Origin of the sequence: Micrococcus sp. HMSC067E09, assembly GCF_001812555.1 — a bacterium.
GTDB classification, from domain to species: domain Bacteria; phylum Actinomycetota; class Actinomycetes; order Actinomycetales; family Micrococcaceae; genus Micrococcus; species Micrococcus lylae.
Genome location: NZ_KV809409.1, coordinates 40,909 through 60,892 on the forward strand (window position 1 = coordinate 40,909; position 19,984 = coordinate 60,892).

Here is a 19,984-nt window from a genome sequence, read left to right on the forward strand (position 1 = left end):
CAGCCCGGCAGCAACCAGCCCGGCCGTGACCAGCCCGGCCGCGACCACGCCGGCAGCAACCAGCCCGGCCGCGAGCACGCCGGCCGTGACGCCTGGCCGGAGGACTGGATGGACGGCGGCGCGTCGCCTGCGGTCTGGGACCCGTCGGCGCAGGAGTCGGTGGTGACGTCGGCGGACACGGATCCCGTGCTCGTCTCCTCGGCGCCGCAGGCGCAGCGTCCCGACGACGGCGCCGGCACCTCCGCCTGGCACGGCACCTCCCCGGATCCCCACCGGGGCGCCCAGGATCCCCATCGGAACGCCCCGCAGGGGGAGGCGGCCGGCCGGGGTGACGGAGCCGACGTCGTGACGGGGGTGCCGGGCACCTTCGACCCGCAGCAGACCACCGTGGACCGGCCGCGCATCGAGCGGGCCGTCCGCGAGATCCTCGAGGCGATCGGGGAGGACCCGGACCGCGAGGGACTGCAGGACACCCCGAAGCGCGTGGCGAAGGCCTACGCGGAGTTCTTCGCGGGCCTGCACCAGTCCGCGGACCAGGTGCTGGGCACGACGTTCGACATCGCGCACGACGAGCTCGTGCTGGTGAAGGACATCCCGTTCTACTCGACCTGCGAGCACCACCTCGTCCCGTTCCACGGCACCGCGCACATCGGGTACATCCCGTCCGCGCAGGGCCGGGTGACCGGCCTGTCCAAGCTGGCCCGGCTGGTGGAGCTCTACGCACGCCGCCCTCAGGTCCAGGAGCGGCTGACCACACAGATCGTGGAGGCGCTCGTGGAGCATCTGCACCCGCGCGGGGCGATCGTGGTGATCCAGGCCGAGCACATGTGCATGTCCATGCGCGGGGTCCGCAAGCCCGGCGCGAAGACCGTCACCTCGGCGGTCCGCGGCCAGCTGCGCGACCCCTCCACCCGGGCCGAGGCGATGAGCCTGATCCTCAACGGCTGATGTCCGCCTCCCACGACTGCCGCCTCCGCCCCCGACCGTTCACCCAGGTGGACGTGTTCGGCGCCGGGCCGTTCGCGGGCAACCCGCTGGCGGTGGTGATGGACGGCGAGGGCCTGTCCGAGGAGCGGATGGCGGCGGTCGCGTCCTGGACGAACCTGTCCGAGACCACCGTGGTCCTGCCGCCCACGGACCCGGCCGCCGACTACCGCGTCCGCATCCTCACCCCCACCGGCGAGCTGCCGTTCGCCGGGCACCCCACGCTCGGGACCGCCGCGGCCTGGCTGCTGGCCGGCGGCCGTCCGCGCACGCTCGGGGTGGTGGTGCAGGAGTGTGCCGCCGGCCTCGTGGAGGTCCGGGTCGAGTCCGGCCCGCACCTGCGTCCCGACGACGGCCCCGTCGCCTTCGAGGGCTGCCTCACCGGTGGTGCGGGGTCGCCGCTGCGCCTGGCCTTCCGTGCGCCCGCCCTCACGCGGGACACGGAGCCTGATGGGGCCGAACTGGAGGCGGCCCTGCACGTGGCCGGCCTGGACGTGGAGGATGTGGTCGCCGCTCGCTGGACGGACAACGGCCCCGGCTGGCTGTCCCTGCTGCTGCGGGACGTGGAGACCCTGCGTGGGGTCCGCCCACGGCCGTCGGCGGACGGCTCGGCGGTGAAGGTCGGACTGTGCGCACTGACCGGCGCACGGACCGCCGCCGTCGCCCTCGAGGTCCGTGCCCTGCTCGCGGACTCGGGTGTGCGGGAGGACCCCGTGACCGGCAGCCTGAACGCCGGCCTGGCCTGCTGGCTCACCGGCGCGGACGCGCCGGACGGCGGCCACCGGCTGACGGTGCCGTTCGAGGCTGGGCAGGGTGCCGCCGTCGGGAGGGACGGGCGCGTGCGGGTGAGCGCGGACGAGGCCGGGGACCTCTGGATCGGCGGCGACGTCACCGTGGGCGTGCACGGGCAGATCCTGGCGTGAGCGCGGCATGGCCCCGACGCCCGGCCACGTCTGCCGACGCCCGGCCACGTCTGCCGGCGCCCGTGCCCGCTCTGACACAATGAACCCATGACCGCCGAGGACCAGACGCCCGCCCTTCTGCGCCGACTGCCGGCTGACCGCACGCTCGTCATGGGCGTCCTCAACGTCACCCCGGACTCCTTCTCGGACGGAGGCCTCCACGCCTCCGTCCCGGCCGCGATCGAGCACGGCCGCGCGCTGCTCGCCGCCGGGGCGGACATCGTGGACGTCGGCGGCGAGTCCACGCGGCCCGGCGCCGCGTTCGTCACCGAGGAGCAGGAGCAGGAGCGCATCCTCCCGGTGATCGAGCAGCTGCTCGCCGAGGGAGCAGTCCTCTCGGTGGACACCAGGCACACCGCCACCGCGCGCGCCGCGCTGGCCCTGGGGGATGTGATCGTCAACGACGTCTCCGGGCTGAACCACGAGCCGGACATGCCCGCGCTCATCGCCGCCACCGGCGCGCCGTACATCCTCATGCACAACCGCGGCACCCCCACCACCATGGACGCCCTCGCGGACTACGGGGACGTGGTGGAGGACGTGATCGCCGAGCTGATCGAGGTCCGCCAGCGCTTCTACGACGCCGGCGTCGCCCCGGAGCAGCTGATCCTGGACCCGGGCCTGGGCTTCGCCAAGGCCGGGGAGCAGAACTGGGAGCTGCTGCGCGGCCTCGACCGCCTCACCCCCCTCGGCCACCCCGTGCTGGTGGCCGCCTCCCGCAAGCGCTTCCTGGGCACCCTCCTTCAGGGCCAGCCCGGGCACACCCACGACGACGGCGCCTCGCCGTCCCCGACGCAGCGCGACGCCGCCACGGCCGCCGTGTCCGCCCTGTCCGCGCACCACGGCGCGTGGGCGGTCCGGGTGCACGACGTCCCCCCGACCGCGGACGCCGTCCGTGCCGCCGCCGCCTGGCGAGGCAAGGAGACCGTCTGATGTTCGCCCGCCACCAGAGCGCCTCCGGCCCGACCGCCGGCCGCGGCGTCCATTCCGAGCACACCGGCGCTGAGAGCGTCCGCCCGGTCCGTCCGGCCCGCCGAGACGTCATCCGCCTCATGGGCATCTCCGCCGTCGGCCACCACGGCGTCTTCGAGGAGGAGAAGCGCGAGGGACAGCCGTTCGCCGTGGACGTGGTCATGCACGTGGACGTCGCCGAGGCCGCCGCCACGGACGACCTGACGAAGACCGTGAACTACGCCGAGGTCGGGGACCTGGTGGCCGGGTTCATCATGGGCGAGCCCTTCGACCTCATCGAGACGCTGGCGGACCGCATCGTCGGCACGATCCTGCAGACCCAGCCGCTGGTGGAGACCGTGGAGGTCACCGTGCACAAGCCGCAGGCCCCGCTGCCGCACGAGTTCCACGACGTCCAGGTGACGGTCGTCCGCGACCGCGCCGACCTCGAGGCCTCCCGCTGATGTCGGACACCTCCACCCCCGCCCCCCCGTCCGGCGCCCCCGGCGCCGGGGGCACCCCCGCCCCGGGCGAGCCCGTCACGCGGGACTGGACCCACCCGGCACAGGGCCCGGCCCCCACGAAGACCCTGGGGGACAGGCCGAGCCGGCCGGCCGTCGTCGTGCTGGCGCTGGGCGCCAACCTGGGGGAGGCAGACCAGACGATGGACGCGGCCGTGGCCGCCCTGACGGTGATGCCCGGGTTCACGGACGTGCAGGCGTCCCCGCGTGCGCTCACGAAGCCGGTCGGCGGCCCGCCCGGACAGCCGGACTACCGGAACCAGGTGGTCACCGCGCGGACCACGCGCTCGCCGTGGGAGGTGCTGGGCACCGCGCACCTGCTGGAGCAGGAGCACCACCGCCGCCGGACCGTCCGCTGGGGCGCCCGCACCCTGGACGTGGACATCGTCGCCTACGGGGACCTCACCAGCGACCCCCCGGACCTGACCCTGCCGCATCCGCGCGCCGCCGAGCGCGCCTTCGTGCTGCTGCCGTGGCTCTGGCTGGACCCGGACGCCGCGCTCGCCGGGGTGCCGGTGGCCGAGCTCGCCGAGCGCGCCGAGGGTGCGGACACGGTCCGCCGCATGCCGCCGGAGCGCGTCCACCTGGACGGCGGGCCCGCCCGCCCGAAGCCCTCCCTTCCCGACGGCGGCCGCCTCTCCCCGGGTGCGTCGTCGGCCTCGCGCGGGGCCTCACGGCAGGAGGAGACTGCTCCCGGAGAGCGCATCGACTCGACGTGGAGGGACCGCACATGATCACGCTGCGCACCTGGTGGCTGCCCGGGATGGCGCTGCTGGCCGGCCTGCTGGGCTGGACGGTCGCGCTGCTCTCCCAGGGCGCCGGCCGGCTGACCCCGGTGCTGGGCCCTCCGGCCCTGATCACCCTGCTGGTGGTGGCCCTGATCAGCCTCGGCTTCGGCCTGCGCATCCGCCGGGACCGGGGCCGGAAGCCCGCCGAGCGGATGGACCCGCTCGCCGCCGCCCGCATCCTGGTGCTGGCCCAGGCGGGGGCGTTCGCCGGTGCCCTGTTCGGCGGCTGGCACGCCGGGGTGCTGGTGCAGGTGCTGACCCGGGCGGTCGCCGCCCGCGGCGTGCTCCTGGACGCGATCCTCATGGTGGTGGCCGGTGCCGTGATGGTGGTGATCGGCCTGCTGGTGGAGTCCTGGTGCCGCATCCGCGGCGACGATTCGGATCCCGAGGGCGGCCTCGGGCAGGATGGGCAGTCCGGCGGGCGGGGCGTCCGCCGTCCACCCGAGACGGAGGAGGGATACGCGCGTGCGCGCCATGGAGCTTGAGGGTGTGGAGTTCATGCCCGTGTCCGAGAAGGAGATCCCGGCCCAGCTGGTGACCGGCGTGGTGGGCACGCTGTTCTTCGTGGGCGTCACCGCCGTCCCGTTGATCCTCAAGCTCACCGGCGTCTGGGCGGGCCTCTGGGACTGGTTCGCCTGGGGTCTGCCCGGCGCGATGCTGCTGTGGGGTCTGATCGACCTCGCCCTGACCCCCCGCCAGGTGCGCGCCCGGGGCTATGCCGAGCGGGAGGACGACATCCTCTGGCGGGAGGGACTGATGTTCCGCTCCGTGAAGGCCGTGCCCTACGGGCGCCTGCAGTACGTGGACGTGGAGGAGGGGCCGATCCAGCGCCGCTTCGGCGTGCAGACGGTGACCCTGAAGACCGCCGGCGCGGACCTGGAGATGACCGGGCTGTCCAAGGCCGAGTCCGAGCGGCTGCGCGAGGTGCTCATGCAGCGCGGCCAGGCAAGGCTGGCGGGCCTGTGATCCCGGAGGACCGCATGCCGACGCCTCAGGACGACGACCGCCGCGACCTGCCCGGACCGCAGCCCCAGGGACAGGACCTCCCCGCCGATGACGCCCCCGCGGCGGAGACCGAGCGGCCCACAGACGCCGCCGAGGCCCCGGTGACGGACACCGGGCGTCCCACGGACGCCGAGGGCTGGACCCGCATGCACCCGCTGACCCCGTGGGTGAAGAGCTGGACCTTCCTGGCGGTGATGCTGTTCATCGTCGGCCGTGAGTTCGTGGAGGAGTGGGTGGACAGCGTCTTCGGCGCCGGCCGCCGCGGCGGGGACTCCGGTTCGGGCGGCTCCGGGCCGGACTCGATCATGGACTTGTTGCCGGCCATCGGCATCGCCGCCGGCGTGATCCTGCTGCTCGGCGTGGTCTTCTTCCTGTCCTGGTGGTTCAGGCGCTTCCGCCTCACGGACTCGGAGGTCCAGCTGCGCGAGGGCTGGCTGTTCCGGAAGAACCGGCAGATGCGCTATGACCGCCTGCAGGCCGTGGACCTGCAGCACCCCCTGATCCCGCGCCTGTTCGGGCTGGCCGCGGTGAAGGTCGAGGCCGCCGACGGCGGGGACACCGCCCTGGAGCTGTCCTTTCTGAAGAAGGACCGCGCCGAGCAGGTCCGCCGCGAGATCCTCGACCACGCCTCGGGCGTCGCCGACTACCGGGCCGAGCAGGCGCAGCCGGCAGACGGCCTGCCCGCGGAGGGCGCGTCCGCCCCCGGCCCCCTTCCCGACGACGGCACCGCACCCGCCGCTTCCGGCTCGCCGGACACGGTGGTCCCGGCCGGGCAGCCGATGCTGCGCGACCGGGACGAGGGCGTGCTCATGCTCAAGGTCCCGCCGGGGCGGCTGGTCGGCTCGGTGATGCTGTCCGATTCGGGCCCGCTGGCCACCCTCATCGGCTTCGCCGGGTTCCTGGGGGCCGCGGGACTGTTCGTCGGCCTCATGCCCGAGGCATGGCTGGGCGACGGGGAGACGCGGTGGTCCATCATCGGGCTCGGCGCGGCGGGCTTCGCGGTCCCGCTGCTGTTCGCGATCGTCACCAGCACCTGGTCCGGCCTGAACAAGGGCTGGGGCTTCACCGTCCGCCACTCGCGGGACGGGCTGAAGCTGCGCTACGGCCTGACGGAGACGAACTCCCAGACCGTCCCGCCCGGGCGCGTGCAGGGCGTGACCATCCGGCAGTCGCTGCTCTGGCGACCGCTGGGCTGGTACCAGGTGCGGGTGCAGGTGGCCGGCTACGGCACCGGTGTGGACTCCGAACGCTCGCTCGTGCTGCCGGTGGGCCCGTGGGAGGACGTGCTGCGCGTGCTGACCATCGTGTCCCCGGAGCCCGGCGTGGCCGAGGGCGCGGCCGCAGAGCTGAGTCCGGCGGAGTTGATGCACGTGGCCCTGCACGGCGACCTCACCGACGGCGGATTCACCCACATCCCGCGCCGCGCGCGGGCCTGGTTCACGTGGTTCACGTGGCGCCGCACCGGCTTCCTCACCACCTCCCGGCTGCTGCTGGTGCGCGGCGGACGCTTCGCCCGCCGCCTCGAGGTGGCCGAGCACGAGCGCATCCAGGACCTGCGGATCGATGCCGGACCCGTGCAGCGCCGTCTGCGCGTGGCGGACGTGGCCGTCCACCTGGCCGGCGGCAAGCAGGTCACCGTGAAGGCGCAGGACCGTGCGGCGGCCGAGAAGCTGTTCCAGCATGAGTCGCAGATCGCCGCCGTGGCCCGCCGCCTCAAGGACCGCGATCAGTGGATGACCCCCGAGGAGCTCGAGCGCTTCGAGCGGCAGCTGCAGCCTGCGGGGGCCGGTGCTGCGGCGCCCGCGCCGGCCGCACAGGACCCCGGCCGGCTGCCGAGCGCGCAGGCGGGCCCGACCCCCACGAAGGAGACACCGTGACCGGCGGACTGGACACCGCGATCGACCCCGCCCAGCGTCCGGGACGCCTGGGCGTCGGCGTGATCGGCGCAGGGAAGGTGGGTGCCGTGCTGGGCGCGGCCCTGCGCAGCGCCGGGCACACGGTGACCGGCGTGCACGCGGTGTCCGAGGCCTCGAAGACCCGGGCCGAGGCGCTGCTGCCGGACGTGCCGGTCCTGGAGATCCCGGAGATCCTGCGCCGTTCCGAGATGGTGCTGTTCGCCGTCCCGGACGACGTGCTCGGCGAGCTCGTGGACGGTCTCGTGCAGGCCGGCCACGTGCAGGCCGGGCATCTGCTGGTGCACACCTCCGGCCGCTACGGCGTGGGTGTGATGACGTCCGTCCGGGCGGTCGGTGCGATCCCGCTGGCCATCCACCCGGCCATGACCTTCACCGGGCTGTCCCTGGATCTGGACCGGCTCAAGGACTGCGTCTTCGGCGTCACCGCGGACCCGGTGGTGCTGCCGGTGGCGCAGGCGCTCGCCGTGGAGATGGGCGGTGAGCCGGTGGTGATCAAGGAGGCGGACCGGCCGGCCTATCACCTGGCCCTCTCCCACGGCTCGAACCATCTGGTGACCTTGACCGCACAGTCGGCGCAGCTGCTGGCGGAGATCGGCGTGACGGACACCGAGCGCCTGCTGCGGCCCCTGCTCTCGGCGTCCCTGGAGAACGCCCTGTCCAACGGGGATGCTGCGCTGACCGGCCCGGTGGCCCGCGGGGACGTGGAGACCGTCCGCGGCCACCGCGAGACCCTGGAGCAGATGGTGGAGGAGGGTATGCCCGCGGACATCCTCCACGCCTGGGAGGCCATGGCCCGCGCCACCGCAGACCGCGCCGAGGACCGCGGCGCCCTGCGCCCGGACGTGGCCGCCCGCATCCGCGCCGCCCTGGACGGCGCGGAGGAGTCGGGCGAGACAGGCAGCGAGACCGGCGGCGAGACCGGCGGGCTCTGACCCCTCCACGCCCCCGCTTTCTGGTCCCCCGCTTTCTGGTCCCCCGCTTACTGGTGAGGACTCACCCTCTCACGCCCTGCTTTCGGGTCCCGAGGGGGTGAGTCCTCACCAGTTGGTGGAAGGGGAGGAGGAACTCATTCCGCCCTGGCCGGCGCCTCAGCCTCCTAGCCGCACGGCGTGCTCCAGCGCCGCCTCGGCCTGCCGCCCGTACCCGCCGCCGAACAGCACGGCGTGCACCAGCAGGGGCACCGCCTGATAGGCGAGCACCCTCTCCTGCCACCCGTCGGCGAGTGGGAAGGCCTCCTCGTACGCCTCCCACGCCCCGGGCCCGAAACCGCCGAACAGGTCCATCATGGCCAGGTCCACCTCGCGGTGTCCGCGATGCGCGCACGGGTCGATCAGCCAGCTGCGCCCGGCGGCGTCGATCAGCCGGTTCCCGGCCCACAGGTCACCGTGGACCAACGACGACGGCTCCGCCCCTCCCAGCACCGCCGCACCCGGGTGCGTGTTCGGGGAGTCGGGGCCGAAGCCGGCCGTCAGCTCCGCCAGCGCGGCCGCCAGTTCTCGGACGCGCTCGGGGGCGCTGCCTGCGTCCACGGCCTGCTCGGCCAGCGGCACGATGCGTCGGACCACCCAGGACTCCGCCCAGGTGTCGCACGGGGTCAGGTCGATCGCGGCGGCGCCGAGCCAGGCCCGCACCGGCCCACGGTCGGATCCGGCGGGCCGGTGCGGGTGTCCGTCCACCGCGCCGAACCAGTCGGCACCTGCCTCCGGCGGTCGGGAGTCCCGGTGCAGGGCGGCCAACTCCCGGCCGAACGCCTCCTCTGTCTGCGGGGTGGCCCGGCCGGTGTCCTCGACCCACTCGATCTCGAGCAGGTCGTCCTCGGCCCGCAGCACGGCCGGCACCCGCGCGCCCGCACCGGCCAGGGCGCGCAGACCCCGGGCCTCGAAGGCGAGGAGCCCGGGGAGGGCGTCGGTCTTGCGGAAGGCGAGGGTGCCGTCGTCGTGGCGGACGCGGTGCGTGGAGCCGGTTCCCGCCATGCTCAGCGGTCCAGCAGGGAGGTGAAGCTGAAGAACATGAGCTGTGAGGACACCAGGAAGAACAGGGCGAAGAGGATGATGAACACCCGGACGCCGATCTGCACACCATGGCCGCGCATCCGCAGCTCCTGGCCGTCCTGGGGGGCGAGGAAGCGGGAGGGGTCCTGCGGGTCGTAGATGACGGTGACGAACATGCCGCCGCGGTCGGTGAGTCCGACGTCCGAATAGGTGGGGGAGGCGCGTACGGTGCGGCCGTCCAGGGTCATGAACTCGATGGTCTCCACGATGTAGGTCTGCCGGTTGTCCCCGGAGCCGCTCTGGCCCACGTAGGCGGTGATCACCTTGCCCTGCACGCGCTGCCCGACGCGGACGATGCGGTTCGCGTCCGCGCGGCGCCGGGCGACGGAGACCAGCCCCCATCCGGCGATGGCGATCATGAACAGCGGAACCGCCGCGAACATCAGCTGGAACGTGCTGAACCCTCCGGGCCCGAATCCGAGCAAGGTCCCCTCCTCTGCCTCCCGCGCCTTCCGGGAGTCCGTCTGTCCGGCGGCCTGTGGCCATCCCTGTCCGGGTGAGACGCTAGCGCATGGGCCCGGCCGGGGGAACGACCACCGTGATGGAATGGTGTCCATGACCGAGGATGCCGCGCAGAAGAACGCCCCGCACACCGACGCCGTCGCCCCGCTCACCGATGCGGAGGAGCAGTGGGTCCAGGACCGCCTCGGCTTCGCCCGTCAGGAGGGCGTGGACCACCTCGAGCTGGACCAGGTGAGCGCCTACGCGGACCGGCAGCTCGCGGCCGTGCAGGCCGGGGAGCTGGAGCCGGAGGTCGCCTCCGTGATGCTGGACGTGGTGGCCGTGCTGATCGGCGAGCACCTGGGCGCCGCGCACGGCCTGCAGTGGGTCACCGTGAAGGACGACGACGGCACGCACCTCGGCCTGCGGGACCCCTTCTCCTCTGCGGTGCTCTTCCCGCAGTCCACTGTGGGCACGCACTGGAATGAGGGGGCCACCGGGTGGGTCCCTGAGTTCGTCGAGTGGTTCGGCGGGCAGGTGCGTCAGGTGCGGGGGCAGGAGTGACATTGGTAGCGACTCTGTCGAGCACGGCAGGGACCGCGGGACGAGTCCGGAGGCCTGTGAATGTCCTTGCACAACGCGCGCTCGAGGGGGTGAGTGCCTGACGGCCCGAGGGTATTGACAACGTACAAATCGACGGCTATTCTCCCCTCATGTTCGGACTTTGTGACATTCATCACCTTATTTCGAGTAGGTGTGTGGGCGTAGCCGCTGCCATCGCTCTGCTCGGCGGAGCCATGGTTGCTGGGCCAAGTGCTATCGCCATGCCCTATCGATGCGACTCGGCAGATCCTGCGTCTCAGTCGATTGCTGTGTCGCCCGCCTCTCCCGCTGAAGAAGAGGGGTCTGTGGACTGTGCCGGCGCGGGCATGGCCGGTTTCACGTTCAGCCGAGGAGGGTCCACGTTCCTGCGCATGGACCTTTTCACGGGGAACAACACTTACAGGGCGGGGACTGGAAAGGCTCGAGGCTGGTCGCTGCACAAAGACACCGCCGGTCACGCAAACAAGGCGTGGAAGCTGAGGGATCGGGCCGGAAGTACTCGGGCGTCCATATATGCTGACGGGAAGTTCGCCTGTGACAGATACAGTCAGTGTGCCGTCTGATGGGTAGGCATGTACGGCAAATCGAGGCAACGGCGGCCACGGAAACGGTGCGCATTCTCACGGACGGCGGGGTCGTCGTCCTGCGCTGCGACCACGGAGGATCGGACGCGCTGCCGCGACTGACGCTGGAGGATCCGGGTCCGACGTTCGGCCTTGCCCTCAGCACACAGAGGTGCCCCAGCCCCGTCCCGGGGGTGCGGGTGGAGGTGCTGCGGTCGGGCCTGTGCGGCGACCTGTGCTCCGTCGGTGCCGCGTTGGTGCCGGACGGCGGCGGTGAGGTGGTCTGGCTGTCCGCGCCGGAGCGTTCCGATGCCGGGCAGATCCTGGCCGCCGCCGTCGAGGTCCTGCGTGCTGCGGCGCCGGCTGCGCAGGTCAGCGCACCGCCGGTGGCGGCACCGCGCGCACGGGTGGCACAGGTCAGCGCGTGGGACGCGGTGGTGGCCCCCAACGGTCTGGCCGGGGGCCTTCCGGACGGGGATCAACCAGCGCCGGTGCAGCGCGCCCTCGGCGGGGCCTGGAGCATCGTCGTGGACACTGCGCCGGACCGTCCCGTGGAGGCTCGGCTGTGGCTGGCCCATCGTGAGCAGGCCGCAGGGGACGAGGTGGTGCGCATGACGGCCACCTGGCACGGGCCGGGCGCGGACACGCCGTGGCATGTGGAGCTGCATGTCAGCCACCGGGTGGAGGAGGCGCAGACCGAGTTCCTTGTCATCGACGGCAGCACGTCCCAGGACTGGGTGATCGCGGACGCGGTCCACGTCCCGGGGACCCCGCTGACCTGGCGGGTGCATCCGGCGCCGCGGCCGGACGAGGCCTCCCGGACCGGCGAGGCCCTCTACGCGCTGATCACGGCGCTCGCCGAGGCACTGCCGGCGCAGGCGTGATGACGTCTCGCCGTCGGCGGAGGTCCTAGAGGTCTCCGGCCTTGATGGCCGCGACGACTCCCTCCACGCAGTCCTCGATCTGCTCGTACATGTCCACGAACACGTGCTTCGGGCGCTGCCAGGGGTCCGGGACCTCCAGGACGCCCTGGGTGTCCACGGAGGAGGCGAACTCGCCGAGCAGGTGCACCTTGTCCTCCGCGTCGCCGGGTCCGGCCAGGGCCAGGACGTCGTCATAGTTCGACTCGTCCATGACGAGGATCAGGTCCGCGTCGTCGATGTCCTCGCGAGTGAGCTGCGCGCCCACGGAGTCGAAGGTGTAGCCCCGTTCCCGGCCGACCTCGAGGGTCAGCGGGTAGGGCTGCTCGCCCACGTGGTAGTCCGCTGTCCCTGCCGAGCGCACCGAGACCTGGGAGTCCAGGCCGGAGCGCTGTAGGGCGCGTTTCAGCACGGCCTCGGCGGCGGGGGAGCGGCAGATGTTGCCCAGGCAGACGGTGATGATGCGCATGCCTCGATCCTTCCATGCGTTCGCACAGCCGTGCCAAGGGCGTCCGTGGGCGGACGGAAGGCTGGAGTTCTGGGAATGGGACGTCGCACTTCCTGCGCCAGAGGGGCACGACGGTGACCGTTGAGCTCCATCGCGGAGACGTGGTGTGGGCGGATGTGAACCCGACCCTGGGGAGGGAACAGGCCGGCCGGCGGCCGGTGTTGGTCGTGGCGAGCGACCTCTTCCTGGCCAAAGCTGACACACTGGCCATCGTGCTTCCCTGCACCACCGCCGACCGGGGCTGGCCCAACCATGTCCGCCTGACGGGCCCCCACCTGGAGCTGCCTCGGCCGACCTTCGTCCTGACGGAGCAGCCTCGGACGATCACGAGGGACAGGCTGGGATCCCTGCTCGGGCGGGTCGACGTCACGACGATGCGCGAGGTGGACGTCTGGCTTCGAGACTTCTTGGCCCTGCCCTGATCTGCACCTCCCGCTCCACCGGTTCCGTTCGCCGCGAAGCCGATTGACCCGCATCACACCCCGCGGATAGAACGGTTCTCATGAGTGAACCGCGCACGTCCTTCCACCACCTGACCGACTTCATCGCGCTGCCGCGCACCTCCGGCCTGACCCTGAGCCCGGACGGCACCCGGCTGGTCACCACGCTGGCCACACCGAACGCCAAGGGCACCGGCTACGCCTCCGCCCTGTGGGAGGTGGACCCGTCGGGCGAGCGGCCGGCGCACCGCCTGACCCGCTCCGTGGAGGGCGAGGCCGGTGCCGAGTTCGCGGCGGACGGCACCCTGTACTTCACCTCCAGCCGCCCTGCCCCGGGAGAGGAGGAGAAGTCCTCTGCGCTCTGGGCGCTGCCGGCCCAGGGCGGCGAGGCCCGCGTGGTGCTGACCCGCCCCGGTGGCGTCTCCTCCGTCTCCTGCGCCTCCGCGGCGGACACCGTGGTGCTCGGCGCCCCGCGCCTGCGCGGCGCCGCCACCGAGGCCGAGCATGCCGAGCTGGCGAAGGCCCGCAAGGACGCCGGCGTGGACGCCATCCTCCACACCGGCTACCCGGTCCGCTACTGGGACCACGACCTCGGCCCGGCCACGCCCGAGCTGTTCGTGCTCGCCGACGGCCCGGACCCGGACGCCCCGGCCGACCAGGACGACGCCTCCGCCGATCACCCCAGCGCCGCGACGATCGAGCAGGCCGGCGGCATCCCGGAGGAGGGCGAACACCATCTGCGCCACCTCACCGGCTTCGACCGCTCCCACGGCTTCGGCGTCTCCGCCCACGTGGCCCCGGACGGCTCCTTCGCCCTCGTCACGGCGTCCCGCGCCGGCGCGAAGGCGGACATGAGGGAGTGGATCGCCCGGGTGGACACCGCCACCGGCCAGGTCACCGCCCTCGTGGACGAGCCCGGCCAGGACGCCCACGCCGGGCCGATCAGCCATGACGGGACCCGCGCGGTGGTCGTCGTCGGCCCGCACACCACCCCCCAGTCCACCCAGGACCCGCACCTGTACCTGATGGACACCGCCACCGGGGAGCTCACCCCGCTGGCCCACGACTGGGACCGCTGGCCCCACGTGGTCGGCTGGCTGCCGGACGACTCCGCGGTCATCGCGGTGGCGGACCAGGACGGCCGCGCCCCCCTCTTCCGCATCGACGTCCCCTCCGGCGCCGTCACCCAGGTGACGCACCAGGACGAGGCGTGGTCCGACGTCGTCATCTCCCCGGACGGCACCACCCTGTACGGTGTGCGCTCCTCCTACCTGTTCCCACCGGAGGTGGCCCGCGTGGACCTCGCCACCGGCGAGGCCACGCGCCTGCAGAACCCGTCCGAGCGCCCGGCTGTGCCCGGCACGCTGGAGGACGTGGAGACCACCACGGAGGACGGCACCCGCGTCCGCGGCTGGCTCGCCCTGCCTGCCGGGAAGGCCCCCGAGGGCGGCCACCCGCTGCTGCTGTGGATCCACGGCGGCCCGGTGTCCTCCTGGAACGCCTGGTCCTGGCGCTGGAACCCGTGGCTCATGGTCGCCCAGGGCTACGCGGTGCTCCTGCCGGACCCGGCGCTGTCCACCGGCTACGGCCGCGACTTCGTGCAGCGCGGCTGGGGCCGCTGGGGCGCCGAGCCCTACACGGACCTGATGGCCATCACGGACGCCGTGGAGGCCCGGGCGGACATCGACGCCACCCGCACCGCCGCCATGGGCGGCTCCTTCGGCGGCTACATGGCCAACTGGGTGGCCGGCCACACGGACCGCTTCAAGGCGATCGTCACCCACGCCTCCCTCTGGGCGCTGGAGGGCTTCGGCCCGACGACGGACGCCTCCTTCTACTGGGACCGTGAGATGAGCCCGGAGATGATGGCCGCGAACTCCCCGCACCGGTTCGTGCAGGACATCGTCACCCCCATGCTCGTGATCCACGGGGACAAGGACTACCGCGTGCCGATCGGCGAGGGCCTGCGCCTCTGGTACGAGCTGCTCGCCACGTCCGGCCTGCCGGCGGGCGAGGACGGTTCCACCGAGCACCGGTTCCTGTACTTCCCGCAGGAGAACCACTGGATCCTCACCCCGCAGCACGCGAAGGTCTGGTACGAGGTGGTCCAGGCGTTCCTCGCCGAGAAGGTCCTCGGCGAGGAGGCCGCACCCCTGCCCAAGGAGCTCGGCCTGAACCCCTGACGGCCCTCCTGACGGCCCTGCCCGACGCCGGCCGCCCGCCTTCCCTACAGAAGGCGGGCGGCCGTCGTCGTGTCCGGGGAGGGGCACCGTCCAGGCCGCCGCCGAGCACGGCCGGCAAGGGCTCCAAGCGCGGCCTGACGGTGCGCTGACTGCGCGTCGGCCCGCGGCTCAGTCCTTGGACCAGATGCGCGTGTTGAGGCGGAAGTCCTCCACGAGGCCGAGGAACAGGACGAGGTCCTCGTAGATGTCCCGGCCCATGTCCTCGATGGTGCGCTCGTGCTGCCGGGCCAGGTCGAAGCCGAACCGGTTGGTGTCCAGTGCCGCACCGATGTTCATGCGCCCTCCCGTGAAGGACACGGCCATGTGCTCGGTGCCGAAGCGTTCGCGCAGCCGGTCGAGCGTGTCCATCAGCTCTGGGGTGATGAGGTAGCGCGCCTCGACCTGGTCCGAGGCCCACCCCTCGTACTGGCGCGTGATGCGCACGTCCTCCAGACGCAGCGGGGTGATTCCGCGCTCCCGGGCCGTGTCCTCGCTGAGTCCGCGGAACGCCTGGTGGTCCTTCCGGGGCAGCAGGTACACGGTGGAGGTGAAGTCCTTGTGGAAGTCCGCGGAGAAGAACACGAAGGACGGGCCCAGCATCGCGGTGTCCGTGGTGACCTGCTCCGCCCAGCCCTGGACGGAGGTGCGCAGGGACTTGGGCACCAGCGCGCTGAGGTCGCCCCCGCGCTCGAAGCGTGCCTCCAGTCTGGACAGTTCGTCCTGGCGGCGTCGCGAGTCCAGGGTGCCCCGGCGCTCCGAGTCCTGGAGGCGTTCCATGCGTCGGCGGTCCCGCGCCTCCTTCTCGGGGTCGGCCTCGGGGGCCGGCGGCCGCATCTGCTGCCACTTCAGGTCGGCCAGCACGAAGTCCGTCTCGCCCAGGGTCCCGGTGACGACGTCCTCCTGCAGGACGCTGGTGTCCATGATGAAGCCGGCCGAGCGCAGGCGGGGCTGCGGGACGCTGCCCTCCGGCTCGTACTCGGCGCGCAGGGCGGCGCCGTCGTGGGCGGCGTGGGGGAGGGTGAGCCCCGCCGCGATGGCCTCGAACACGGGGGCGGTCACGTCGGTGCTGACGGTGCGGGACGCGTTCGCCAGGCGGCGGACGACCACGAAGGCCGGGATCGCGAACACGACGGCGGCGCCCAGGGCGATGAGGACCTGGCCCAGCAGCAGTGCGAGGACGAAGACCGCGAGTCCTCCGGCGAGCATCACCTTGAAGTACCAGGGGACATCGGTGCGGGCCGTGTCGACCTGCTCGCCCACCTGCCGGGTCCGCTCGGCGTCGAGCCCGGACCAGACCTCCTCGAACGGGGGGACCTCGATGCCGCTCATGCCTGCCCCCCGGAGAGGAAGCCGTCGAGGTCCGTCTGGCCGCGCTTGACGGGATCGGTGAGCGTGAACAGCGTGTGCGGCTGGAAGCCGAGCAGGCCGGCGATGAGCACGGTGGGGAACTGCCCGCGGGCGGTGTTGTACTCCGTGGCGGCCGCGTTGTAGGCGCGCCGGGCGGCCTGCAGGCGCTCCTCGGTCTCGTTGACGGTGCGCTGGAGGATCTCCACGTTCGCCAGCGACCGCATCTCCGGGTAGGCCTCGAAGCTGGCCAGGCTGCCGGGGGAGCTGATGATGCGCCGCTGGACGTCGCCGAGGGTCTGGTCGAGCTCGGCCTTCTCCGGGACGCTCAGGTCGCGGATGCTGCGGCCGGTGCGCAGCGCCGTCGCGTCCAGGATGGTGCGGACCTCCTTGCCCACGGCACCTTCGACCACCTTGGCCTGCTGGCTCACCTGGTCATAGCGGGTCTCCAGGGCGACGTCGATCCCGCTGAGGGCCTCGTTCGAGTCGTTGCGCCGGCGGACCAGCCCGTTGTAGACGGAGACGGCCCACACCGCGAGCACCACCACCACCGCGGCGACGACGAGTGTGACGATGAGCGGGGTGTTCACGGGTCCTCCTCGGGACGGCGGCGCGTGGGCACGGGGACGGCGGTGCGTGGGCGCGTCGGAGTCCTTACGGGGCGGGCACGGGTGTCGGCCCGGGTGCGGGCGCGGGTGCGGGTGCCGGCCACCGTAGCACGTGGGGGACAGAAGGCATCGGGTCAGGGGCCGTGACCGCCCTGCGCGCCGCCCGGCCCCGTGCCTCGTGGCGAGATCCTCATGACCGTCAACACCTAGAGAACCTCATGACCCCCAACACCTAGACTTGGACGGTGACCCCCTATGATCGCGTCCCCGACCAGCGTCCCGTTCCCGCCGGCACCGGCCTCACCCTCGAGGACGCCCTCCCGGCACCTGAGAAGGCCGAGGCCGGAGGTGTGCCTGCGCGTCCTCGTCTGACCCGGACGGTCGCAGAGATGCGCTCTGCCCTCCGTGAGCTCGTCGCCGGCGCCGCGGACGACGATGCCTCCGACGCCGAGCCCGTCACTGTCGGCCTGGTCCCCACGATGGGAGCCCTCCACGGCGGCCACGCGGCCCTGGTGCGACGGGCCCGCGCCGAGAACGACGTCGTGGCGGTCAGCATCTTCGTGAACCCGCTGCAGTTCGGCGATCCGGCCGACCTCGAGCACTACCCGCGCACCCTGGACGCCGATCTGGACCTGTTGGCGGCGGCGGGGGCCGACGTCGTGTTCGCCCCCGACGTGCAGCAGATGTATCCGGGCTACCCTGACGCGCCGATCGTCACCGTCTCGGCCGGCCGTATGGGGGAGGTCCTCGAGGGCGCCTCCCGCCCGGGGCACTTCGACGGCGTGGCCACCGTCGTGGCCAAGCTGTGGAACATCGCCCGCCCTGCGGTGCCGGTCCTGCGCAGCTACTTCGGTCAGAAGGACGCGCAGCAGCTCACCGTCCTGCGCCGCCTCGCCACGGATCTGGACATCGACGTCGACGTCCGTGCCGTGCCCATCGTGCGTTCCCCCGAGGGCCTTGCCCTGTCCAGCCGCAACACCCGCCTGGACGCCGCGGGCCTGGAGCACGCGCTCGTCCTCAGCCGCGCTCTGCGCGGCCTGGCCGACGCCGCGGCGGCCGGCGAGCCCGTCGACGTCCAAGCCGCTCGCCGGATGGTCGAGGACGAACCGGGCGTCGAGTTGGACCACCTCGTGGTGGTGGACCGGGACACCTTCGCCGAGCTCGGCCCGGAGCTGCTGTGTCAGCCGTTGCGCCGGGACGCCCTCGCCCTCGTGGCAGCACACGTGCCGCCGGTGCGGCTGATCGACAACATGGTGCTGCCGGCGGCGCAGGACTGAGGCGTCGGCACCTGGTGGCAGGCCGGCCCCGGCTGGGATTCTGACGGTCCACGCTGCCAGGGTGGAGGTTCGTCCAGCGTCCGCATGCACGTCTCCGGAAGGATGAAGATGCCGTCCCCAGCTCACCGCGGCCTGCCGGGAGGGGACCCGGAGGACGCGGTCTCGACGCCCGTCCCGCGCTCCTGCGACGACCTCGCCGCACTCTTCCACGTCCACCCCACGCAGGCGGCGCCGGCCCTGCTCGGCTGCCTGCTCACGGTCATCACCGCCGACGGGGCGGTCACCGTCCGCCTCACCGAGCTCGAGGCCTACGGCGACCGGGGCGAGGACCCGGGCGCCCACTCCTACCGTGGCCGCACCGAGCGCAACGCGGCGCTGTTCGGGCCGCCGCAGCGGACGTACGTGTACCTGAATTATGGGATCCACCGTTGTCTCAACCTCGTCGTCCACGAGCCCGACGCGGCCGGCGGCCTCCTCGTCCGCGCCGCCGAGGTCGTCGCCGGTCATGACCTCGCCGTCCTCCGCCGGGGCCGGGACACCGGCGCCCGACTGCTCTCCGGCCCCGGCAACCTCGGCCAGGGCCTCGGCATCACCCTGGAGATGGGGCACCTGCCGATCACACTCGCCGATGCTCCTGCGCCCGGGGGAGCACCCGGGCTTGCTGTTCCCCGCATCCCGCGTCCCGACGACGGCCTCGCACCCGCCGTGTTCGTCCTCGCTCCGCCGCCGGCCGGCTCGGCACCGCCGCACGTGTCGACCGGGCCCCGGGTGGGCGTCTCCGGCGAGGGAGGATCGGCGCGGTTCCCGTGGCGGCACTGGATCACCGGCGACGCCTCGGTGAGCCGCTTCCGTGCGGGTCGGAACGTCCCCGCCTGAGGGCGGCCGCCTGCCGCGGGCTGCGATGTCCAAGGCCCCGGAGGCTTCGTTCCGAAACGGAGCGTGCCGCGCAGGCTCCGGATCGGATCGAGCGCTTGGGAATGAGGGCCGCCTCGGTGCCGGAGACCTCGTTCCGAAAGGGAGCACGCCACGCATGCTCGGAATCGGATCGAGCGCTTGGGAGGGGACGGGCGCTTGGCCCCGGGGGCTTCGTTCCGAAAGGGAGCACGCCGGGCAGGCTCTGGATCAGATCGAGGCGCGGGCAGGCGCGGGCAGTGGCAGATCGAGGCGCGGGCAGGCGCAGATCCGAGTGCAGATCAAGAGCCGCGCAGGAAGCCGCGGCGGAAGCGCGTCGCTCCTGCGCCCTTGCCAGTGCGGGGGCGGGCGTGTCTACGGTGCAGGCATGAGCATGAATCAGAGCCCCCAGGGTGAGACGAAGCAGTCCGTGACCCGTACTATCGACGCTCCGGCCAAGGACATCTTCGAGGTGCTGACCCTGCCGGAGAAGCACAAGCTCTTCGACTCCAGCGGCTTCGTCGTGGACGACGAGAAGACGCAGCGCATCCAGAAGGTCGGCGACGTGTTCACCATGAACATGCAGGGCGAGCACATGGGCGGCGAGTACCGGACCGACAACCACGTGGTCGCCTACGACGAGAACAAGATGGTCGGCTGGGCCACCGCACCCGCCGGCACCGAGCCGCCGGGATGGGAGTGGATCTGGACCCTCGAGGCCACCGGCCAGGATTCCACGGAGGTGACCCTGACCTACGACTGGTCCAAGGTCACCGACCCGGACCTCCTTGCGAAGAACCTGTTCCCGCTGATCAGCCAGGAGCAGATGGAGGAGTCCGTCTCCAAGCTCGCGGCCGCGGTCTCCTGACCTGAGCGAGGCATGGTCGGCGGGGCAGTGACGGCCCGCCGGAGGAGTTCCGCACCCAGCAAAGTCCTCTGAGCCGACCCGACGACGGCGGCGCACCCGGGCACTGCATGCAGTGCTCCCC

Annotated in this window: 21 protein-coding genes; 16 read left to right on the forward strand and 5 right to left on the reverse strand. The window is 72.6% G+C overall.

Features of this window, described 5'->3' with window-relative positions:
* Positions 1 to 345 precede the first annotated feature (345 nt).
* The 9 genes from folE (at position 346) to HMPREF2863_RS01300 (ending at position 8,059) form a co-directional block, all read left to right on the forward strand.
* Complete coding sequence (folE, locus tag HMPREF2863_RS01260; protein WP_067190102.1) at positions 346 to 948, forward strand: GTP cyclohydrolase I FolE; 603 nt, start codon at positions 346 to 348, stop codon at positions 946 to 948.
* Positions 948 to 1,907, forward strand: coding sequence for a PhzF family phenazine biosynthesis protein (locus HMPREF2863_RS01265; RefSeq protein WP_070637406.1), 960 nt, complete (start codon positions 948 to 950; stop codon positions 1,905 to 1,907). Before folE ends, HMPREF2863_RS01265 begins: the two co-directional genes overlap by 1 nt.
* An 87-nt stretch (positions 1,908 to 1,994) precedes the next feature.
* A complete protein-coding gene (folP, locus tag HMPREF2863_RS01270; RefSeq protein ID WP_070637408.1) occupies positions 1,995 to 2,879 on the forward strand; it encodes a dihydropteroate synthase in 885 nt (294 codons plus the stop codon).
* On the forward strand, positions 2,879 to 3,361 hold the full coding sequence (folB, locus tag HMPREF2863_RS01275) for a dihydroneopterin aldolase (RefSeq protein WP_083315137.1): 483 nt from the start codon (positions 2,879 to 2,881) through the stop codon (positions 3,359 to 3,361). The genes folP and folB overlap by 1 nt, the downstream gene beginning before the upstream one ends.
* The gene (gene folK, locus HMPREF2863_RS01280) at positions 3,361 to 4,152 is read left to right on the forward strand and encodes a 2-amino-4-hydroxy-6-hydroxymethyldihydropteridine diphosphokinase (RefSeq protein WP_070637410.1); all 792 of its coding nucleotides are present in this window, start codon (positions 3,361 to 3,363) and stop codon (positions 4,150 to 4,152) included. Before folB ends, folK begins: the two co-directional genes overlap by 1 nt.
* Positions 4,149 to 4,691, forward strand: coding sequence for a DUF3180 domain-containing protein (locus tag HMPREF2863_RS01285; protein ID WP_070637451.1), 543 nt, complete (start codon positions 4,149 to 4,151; stop codon positions 4,689 to 4,691). Before folK ends, HMPREF2863_RS01285 begins: the two co-directional genes overlap by 4 nt.
* Complete coding sequence (locus HMPREF2863_RS01290) at positions 4,681 to 5,172, forward strand: PH domain-containing protein (protein WP_070637449.1); 492 nt, start codon at positions 4,681 to 4,683, stop codon at positions 5,170 to 5,172. The genes HMPREF2863_RS01285 and HMPREF2863_RS01290 overlap by 11 nt, the downstream gene beginning before the upstream one ends.
* A 14-nt stretch (positions 5,173 to 5,186) precedes the next feature.
* The gene (locus HMPREF2863_RS01295; RefSeq protein WP_141756335.1) at positions 5,187 to 7,088 is read left to right on the forward strand and encodes a PH domain-containing protein; all 1,902 of its coding nucleotides are present in this window, start codon (positions 5,187 to 5,189) and stop codon (positions 7,086 to 7,088) included.
* Positions 7,085 to 8,059, forward strand: a complete 975-nt coding sequence (locus HMPREF2863_RS01300; protein ID WP_070637414.1) for a Rossmann-like and DUF2520 domain-containing protein — start codon at positions 7,085 to 7,087, stop codon at positions 8,057 to 8,059. Before HMPREF2863_RS01295 ends, HMPREF2863_RS01300 begins: the two co-directional genes overlap by 4 nt.
* 156 nt (positions 8,060 to 8,215) lie before the next feature.
* Here the strand turns inward: HMPREF2863_RS01300 and HMPREF2863_RS01305 are convergent, their stop codons facing one another.
* Positions 8,216 to 9,100: a fructosamine kinase family protein gene (locus HMPREF2863_RS01305; protein WP_070637416.1), complete on the reverse strand. Its 885-nt coding sequence runs from the start codon at positions 9,098 to 9,100 to the stop codon at positions 8,216 to 8,218.
* Positions 9,101 to 9,102: 2 nt separating this feature from the next.
* Positions 9,103 to 9,603: a DUF3592 domain-containing protein gene (locus tag HMPREF2863_RS01310; protein ID WP_083315139.1), complete on the reverse strand. Its 501-nt coding sequence runs from the start codon at positions 9,601 to 9,603 to the stop codon at positions 9,103 to 9,105.
* Positions 9,604 to 9,733: 130 nt separating this feature from the next.
* On the opposite strand from HMPREF2863_RS01310, the gene HMPREF2863_RS01315 reads away from it, so the two are divergent.
* Both HMPREF2863_RS01315 and HMPREF2863_RS01320 read left to right on the forward strand, forming a co-directional pair.
* Positions 9,734 to 10,183 carry a DUF3806 domain-containing protein gene (locus tag HMPREF2863_RS01315; protein WP_070637455.1) on the forward strand — a complete coding sequence of 150 codons (450 nt, stop codon included), beginning with the start codon at positions 9,734 to 9,736 and terminating at the stop codon, positions 10,181 to 10,183.
* A gap of 802 nt (positions 10,184 to 10,985) precedes the next feature.
* Positions 10,986 to 11,669, forward strand: coding sequence for a hypothetical protein (locus HMPREF2863_RS01320; RefSeq protein WP_070637418.1), 684 nt, complete (start codon positions 10,986 to 10,988; stop codon positions 11,667 to 11,669).
* 25 nt (positions 11,670 to 11,694) lie between these two features.
* On the opposite strand, the gene HMPREF2863_RS01325 is transcribed toward HMPREF2863_RS01320, so the two are convergent.
* Complete coding sequence (locus HMPREF2863_RS01325) at positions 11,695 to 12,174, reverse strand: low molecular weight protein-tyrosine-phosphatase (RefSeq protein WP_070637420.1); 480 nt, start codon at positions 12,172 to 12,174, stop codon at positions 11,695 to 11,697.
* A gap of 143 nt (positions 12,175 to 12,317) precedes the next feature.
* Between HMPREF2863_RS01325 and HMPREF2863_RS01330 the strand changes: the two genes are divergently transcribed.
* Positions 12,318 to 12,635, forward strand: coding sequence for a type II toxin-antitoxin system PemK/MazF family toxin (locus tag HMPREF2863_RS01330; RefSeq protein WP_371327610.1), 318 nt, complete (start codon positions 12,318 to 12,320; stop codon positions 12,633 to 12,635).
* An 80-nt stretch (positions 12,636 to 12,715) separates the two neighbouring features.
* On the forward strand, positions 12,716 to 14,836 hold the full coding sequence (locus HMPREF2863_RS01335) for a S9 family peptidase (RefSeq protein WP_070637424.1): 2,121 nt from the start codon (positions 12,716 to 12,718) through the stop codon (positions 14,834 to 14,836).
* A gap of 168 nt (positions 14,837 to 15,004) precedes the next feature.
* Here the strand turns inward: HMPREF2863_RS01335 and HMPREF2863_RS01340 are convergent, their stop codons facing one another.
* Together HMPREF2863_RS01340 and HMPREF2863_RS01345 are read right to left on the reverse strand one after the other, a co-directional pair.
* Positions 15,005 to 16,204 carry a DUF3137 domain-containing protein gene (locus tag HMPREF2863_RS01340; RefSeq protein ID WP_067190065.1) on the reverse strand — a complete coding sequence of 400 codons (1,200 nt, stop codon included), beginning with the start codon at positions 16,202 to 16,204 and terminating at the stop codon, positions 15,005 to 15,007.
* Positions 16,201 to 16,809, reverse strand: coding sequence for a LemA family protein (locus tag HMPREF2863_RS01345; protein ID WP_070637426.1), 609 nt, complete (start codon positions 16,807 to 16,809; stop codon positions 16,201 to 16,203). Before HMPREF2863_RS01345 ends, HMPREF2863_RS01340 begins: the two co-directional genes overlap by 4 nt.
* Positions 16,810 to 17,072: 263 nt before the next feature.
* Between HMPREF2863_RS01345 and panC the strand changes: the two genes are divergently transcribed.
* From panC to HMPREF2863_RS01360, 3 genes are all read left to right on the forward strand, one after another.
* Positions 17,073 to 18,104 carry a pantoate--beta-alanine ligase gene (gene panC, locus HMPREF2863_RS01350; protein WP_070637428.1) on the forward strand — a complete coding sequence of 344 codons (1,032 nt, stop codon included), beginning with the start codon at positions 17,073 to 17,075 and terminating at the stop codon, positions 18,102 to 18,104.
* A gap of 108 nt (positions 18,105 to 18,212) precedes the next feature.
* The gene (locus HMPREF2863_RS01355) at positions 18,213 to 18,980 is read left to right on the forward strand and encodes a DNA-3-methyladenine glycosylase (protein ID WP_083315145.1); all 768 of its coding nucleotides are present in this window, start codon (positions 18,213 to 18,215) and stop codon (positions 18,978 to 18,980) included.
* A gap of 409 nt (positions 18,981 to 19,389) precedes the next feature.
* Positions 19,390 to 19,863, forward strand: a complete 474-nt coding sequence (locus HMPREF2863_RS01360; RefSeq protein WP_067190070.1) for an SRPBCC family protein — start codon at positions 19,390 to 19,392, stop codon at positions 19,861 to 19,863.
* Positions 19,864 to 19,984: the final 121 nt, after the last annotated feature.

What these genes read in the sequence shown, in the direction of transcription:
- HMPREF2863_RS01265 (WP_070637406.1), top strand. Translation starts at nt 948, where the DNA reads ATGTCCGCCTCCCACGACTGCCGCCTCCGCCCCCGACCGTTCACCCAG.
- folP (WP_070637408.1), top strand. Translation starts at nt 1,995, where the DNA reads ATGACCGCCGAGGACCAGACGCCCGCCCTTCTGCGCCGACTGCCGGCT.
- folB (WP_083315137.1), top strand. Translation starts at nt 2,879, where the DNA reads ATGTTCGCCCGCCACCAGAGCGCCTCCGGCCCGACCGCCGGCCGCGGC.
- folK (WP_070637410.1), top strand. Translation starts at nt 3,361, where the DNA reads ATGTCGGACACCTCCACCCCCGCCCCCCCGTCCGGCGCCCCCGGCGCC.
- HMPREF2863_RS01285 (WP_070637451.1), top strand. Translation starts at nt 4,149, where the DNA reads ATGATCACGCTGCGCACCTGGTGGCTGCCCGGGATGGCGCTGCTGGCC.
- HMPREF2863_RS01290 (WP_070637449.1), top strand. Translation starts at nt 4,681, where the DNA reads ATGGAGCTTGAGGGTGTGGAGTTCATGCCCGTGTCCGAGAAGGAGATC.
- HMPREF2863_RS01295 (WP_141756335.1), top strand. Translation starts at nt 5,187, where the DNA reads ATGCCGACGCCTCAGGACGACGACCGCCGCGACCTGCCCGGACCGCAG.
- HMPREF2863_RS01305 (WP_070637416.1), bottom strand. Translation starts at nt 9,100, where the DNA reads ATGGCGGGAACCGGCTCCACGCACCGCGTCCGCCACGACGACGGCACC.
- HMPREF2863_RS01315 (WP_070637455.1), top strand. Translation starts at nt 9,734, where the DNA reads ATGACCGAGGATGCCGCGCAGAAGAACGCCCCGCACACCGACGCCGTC.
- HMPREF2863_RS01325 (WP_070637420.1), bottom strand. Translation starts at nt 12,174, where the DNA reads ATGCGCATCATCACCGTCTGCCTGGGCAACATCTGCCGCTCCCCCGCC.
- HMPREF2863_RS01335 (WP_070637424.1), top strand. Translation starts at nt 12,716, where the DNA reads ATGAGTGAACCGCGCACGTCCTTCCACCACCTGACCGACTTCATCGCG.
- HMPREF2863_RS01340 (WP_067190065.1), bottom strand. Translation starts at nt 16,204, where the DNA reads ATGAGCGGCATCGAGGTCCCCCCGTTCGAGGAGGTCTGGTCCGGGCTC.
- HMPREF2863_RS01355 (WP_083315145.1), top strand. Translation starts at nt 18,213, where the DNA reads ATGCCGTCCCCAGCTCACCGCGGCCTGCCGGGAGGGGACCCGGAGGAC.
- HMPREF2863_RS01360 (WP_067190070.1), top strand. Translation starts at nt 19,390, where the DNA reads ATGAATCAGAGCCCCCAGGGTGAGACGAAGCAGTCCGTGACCCGTACT.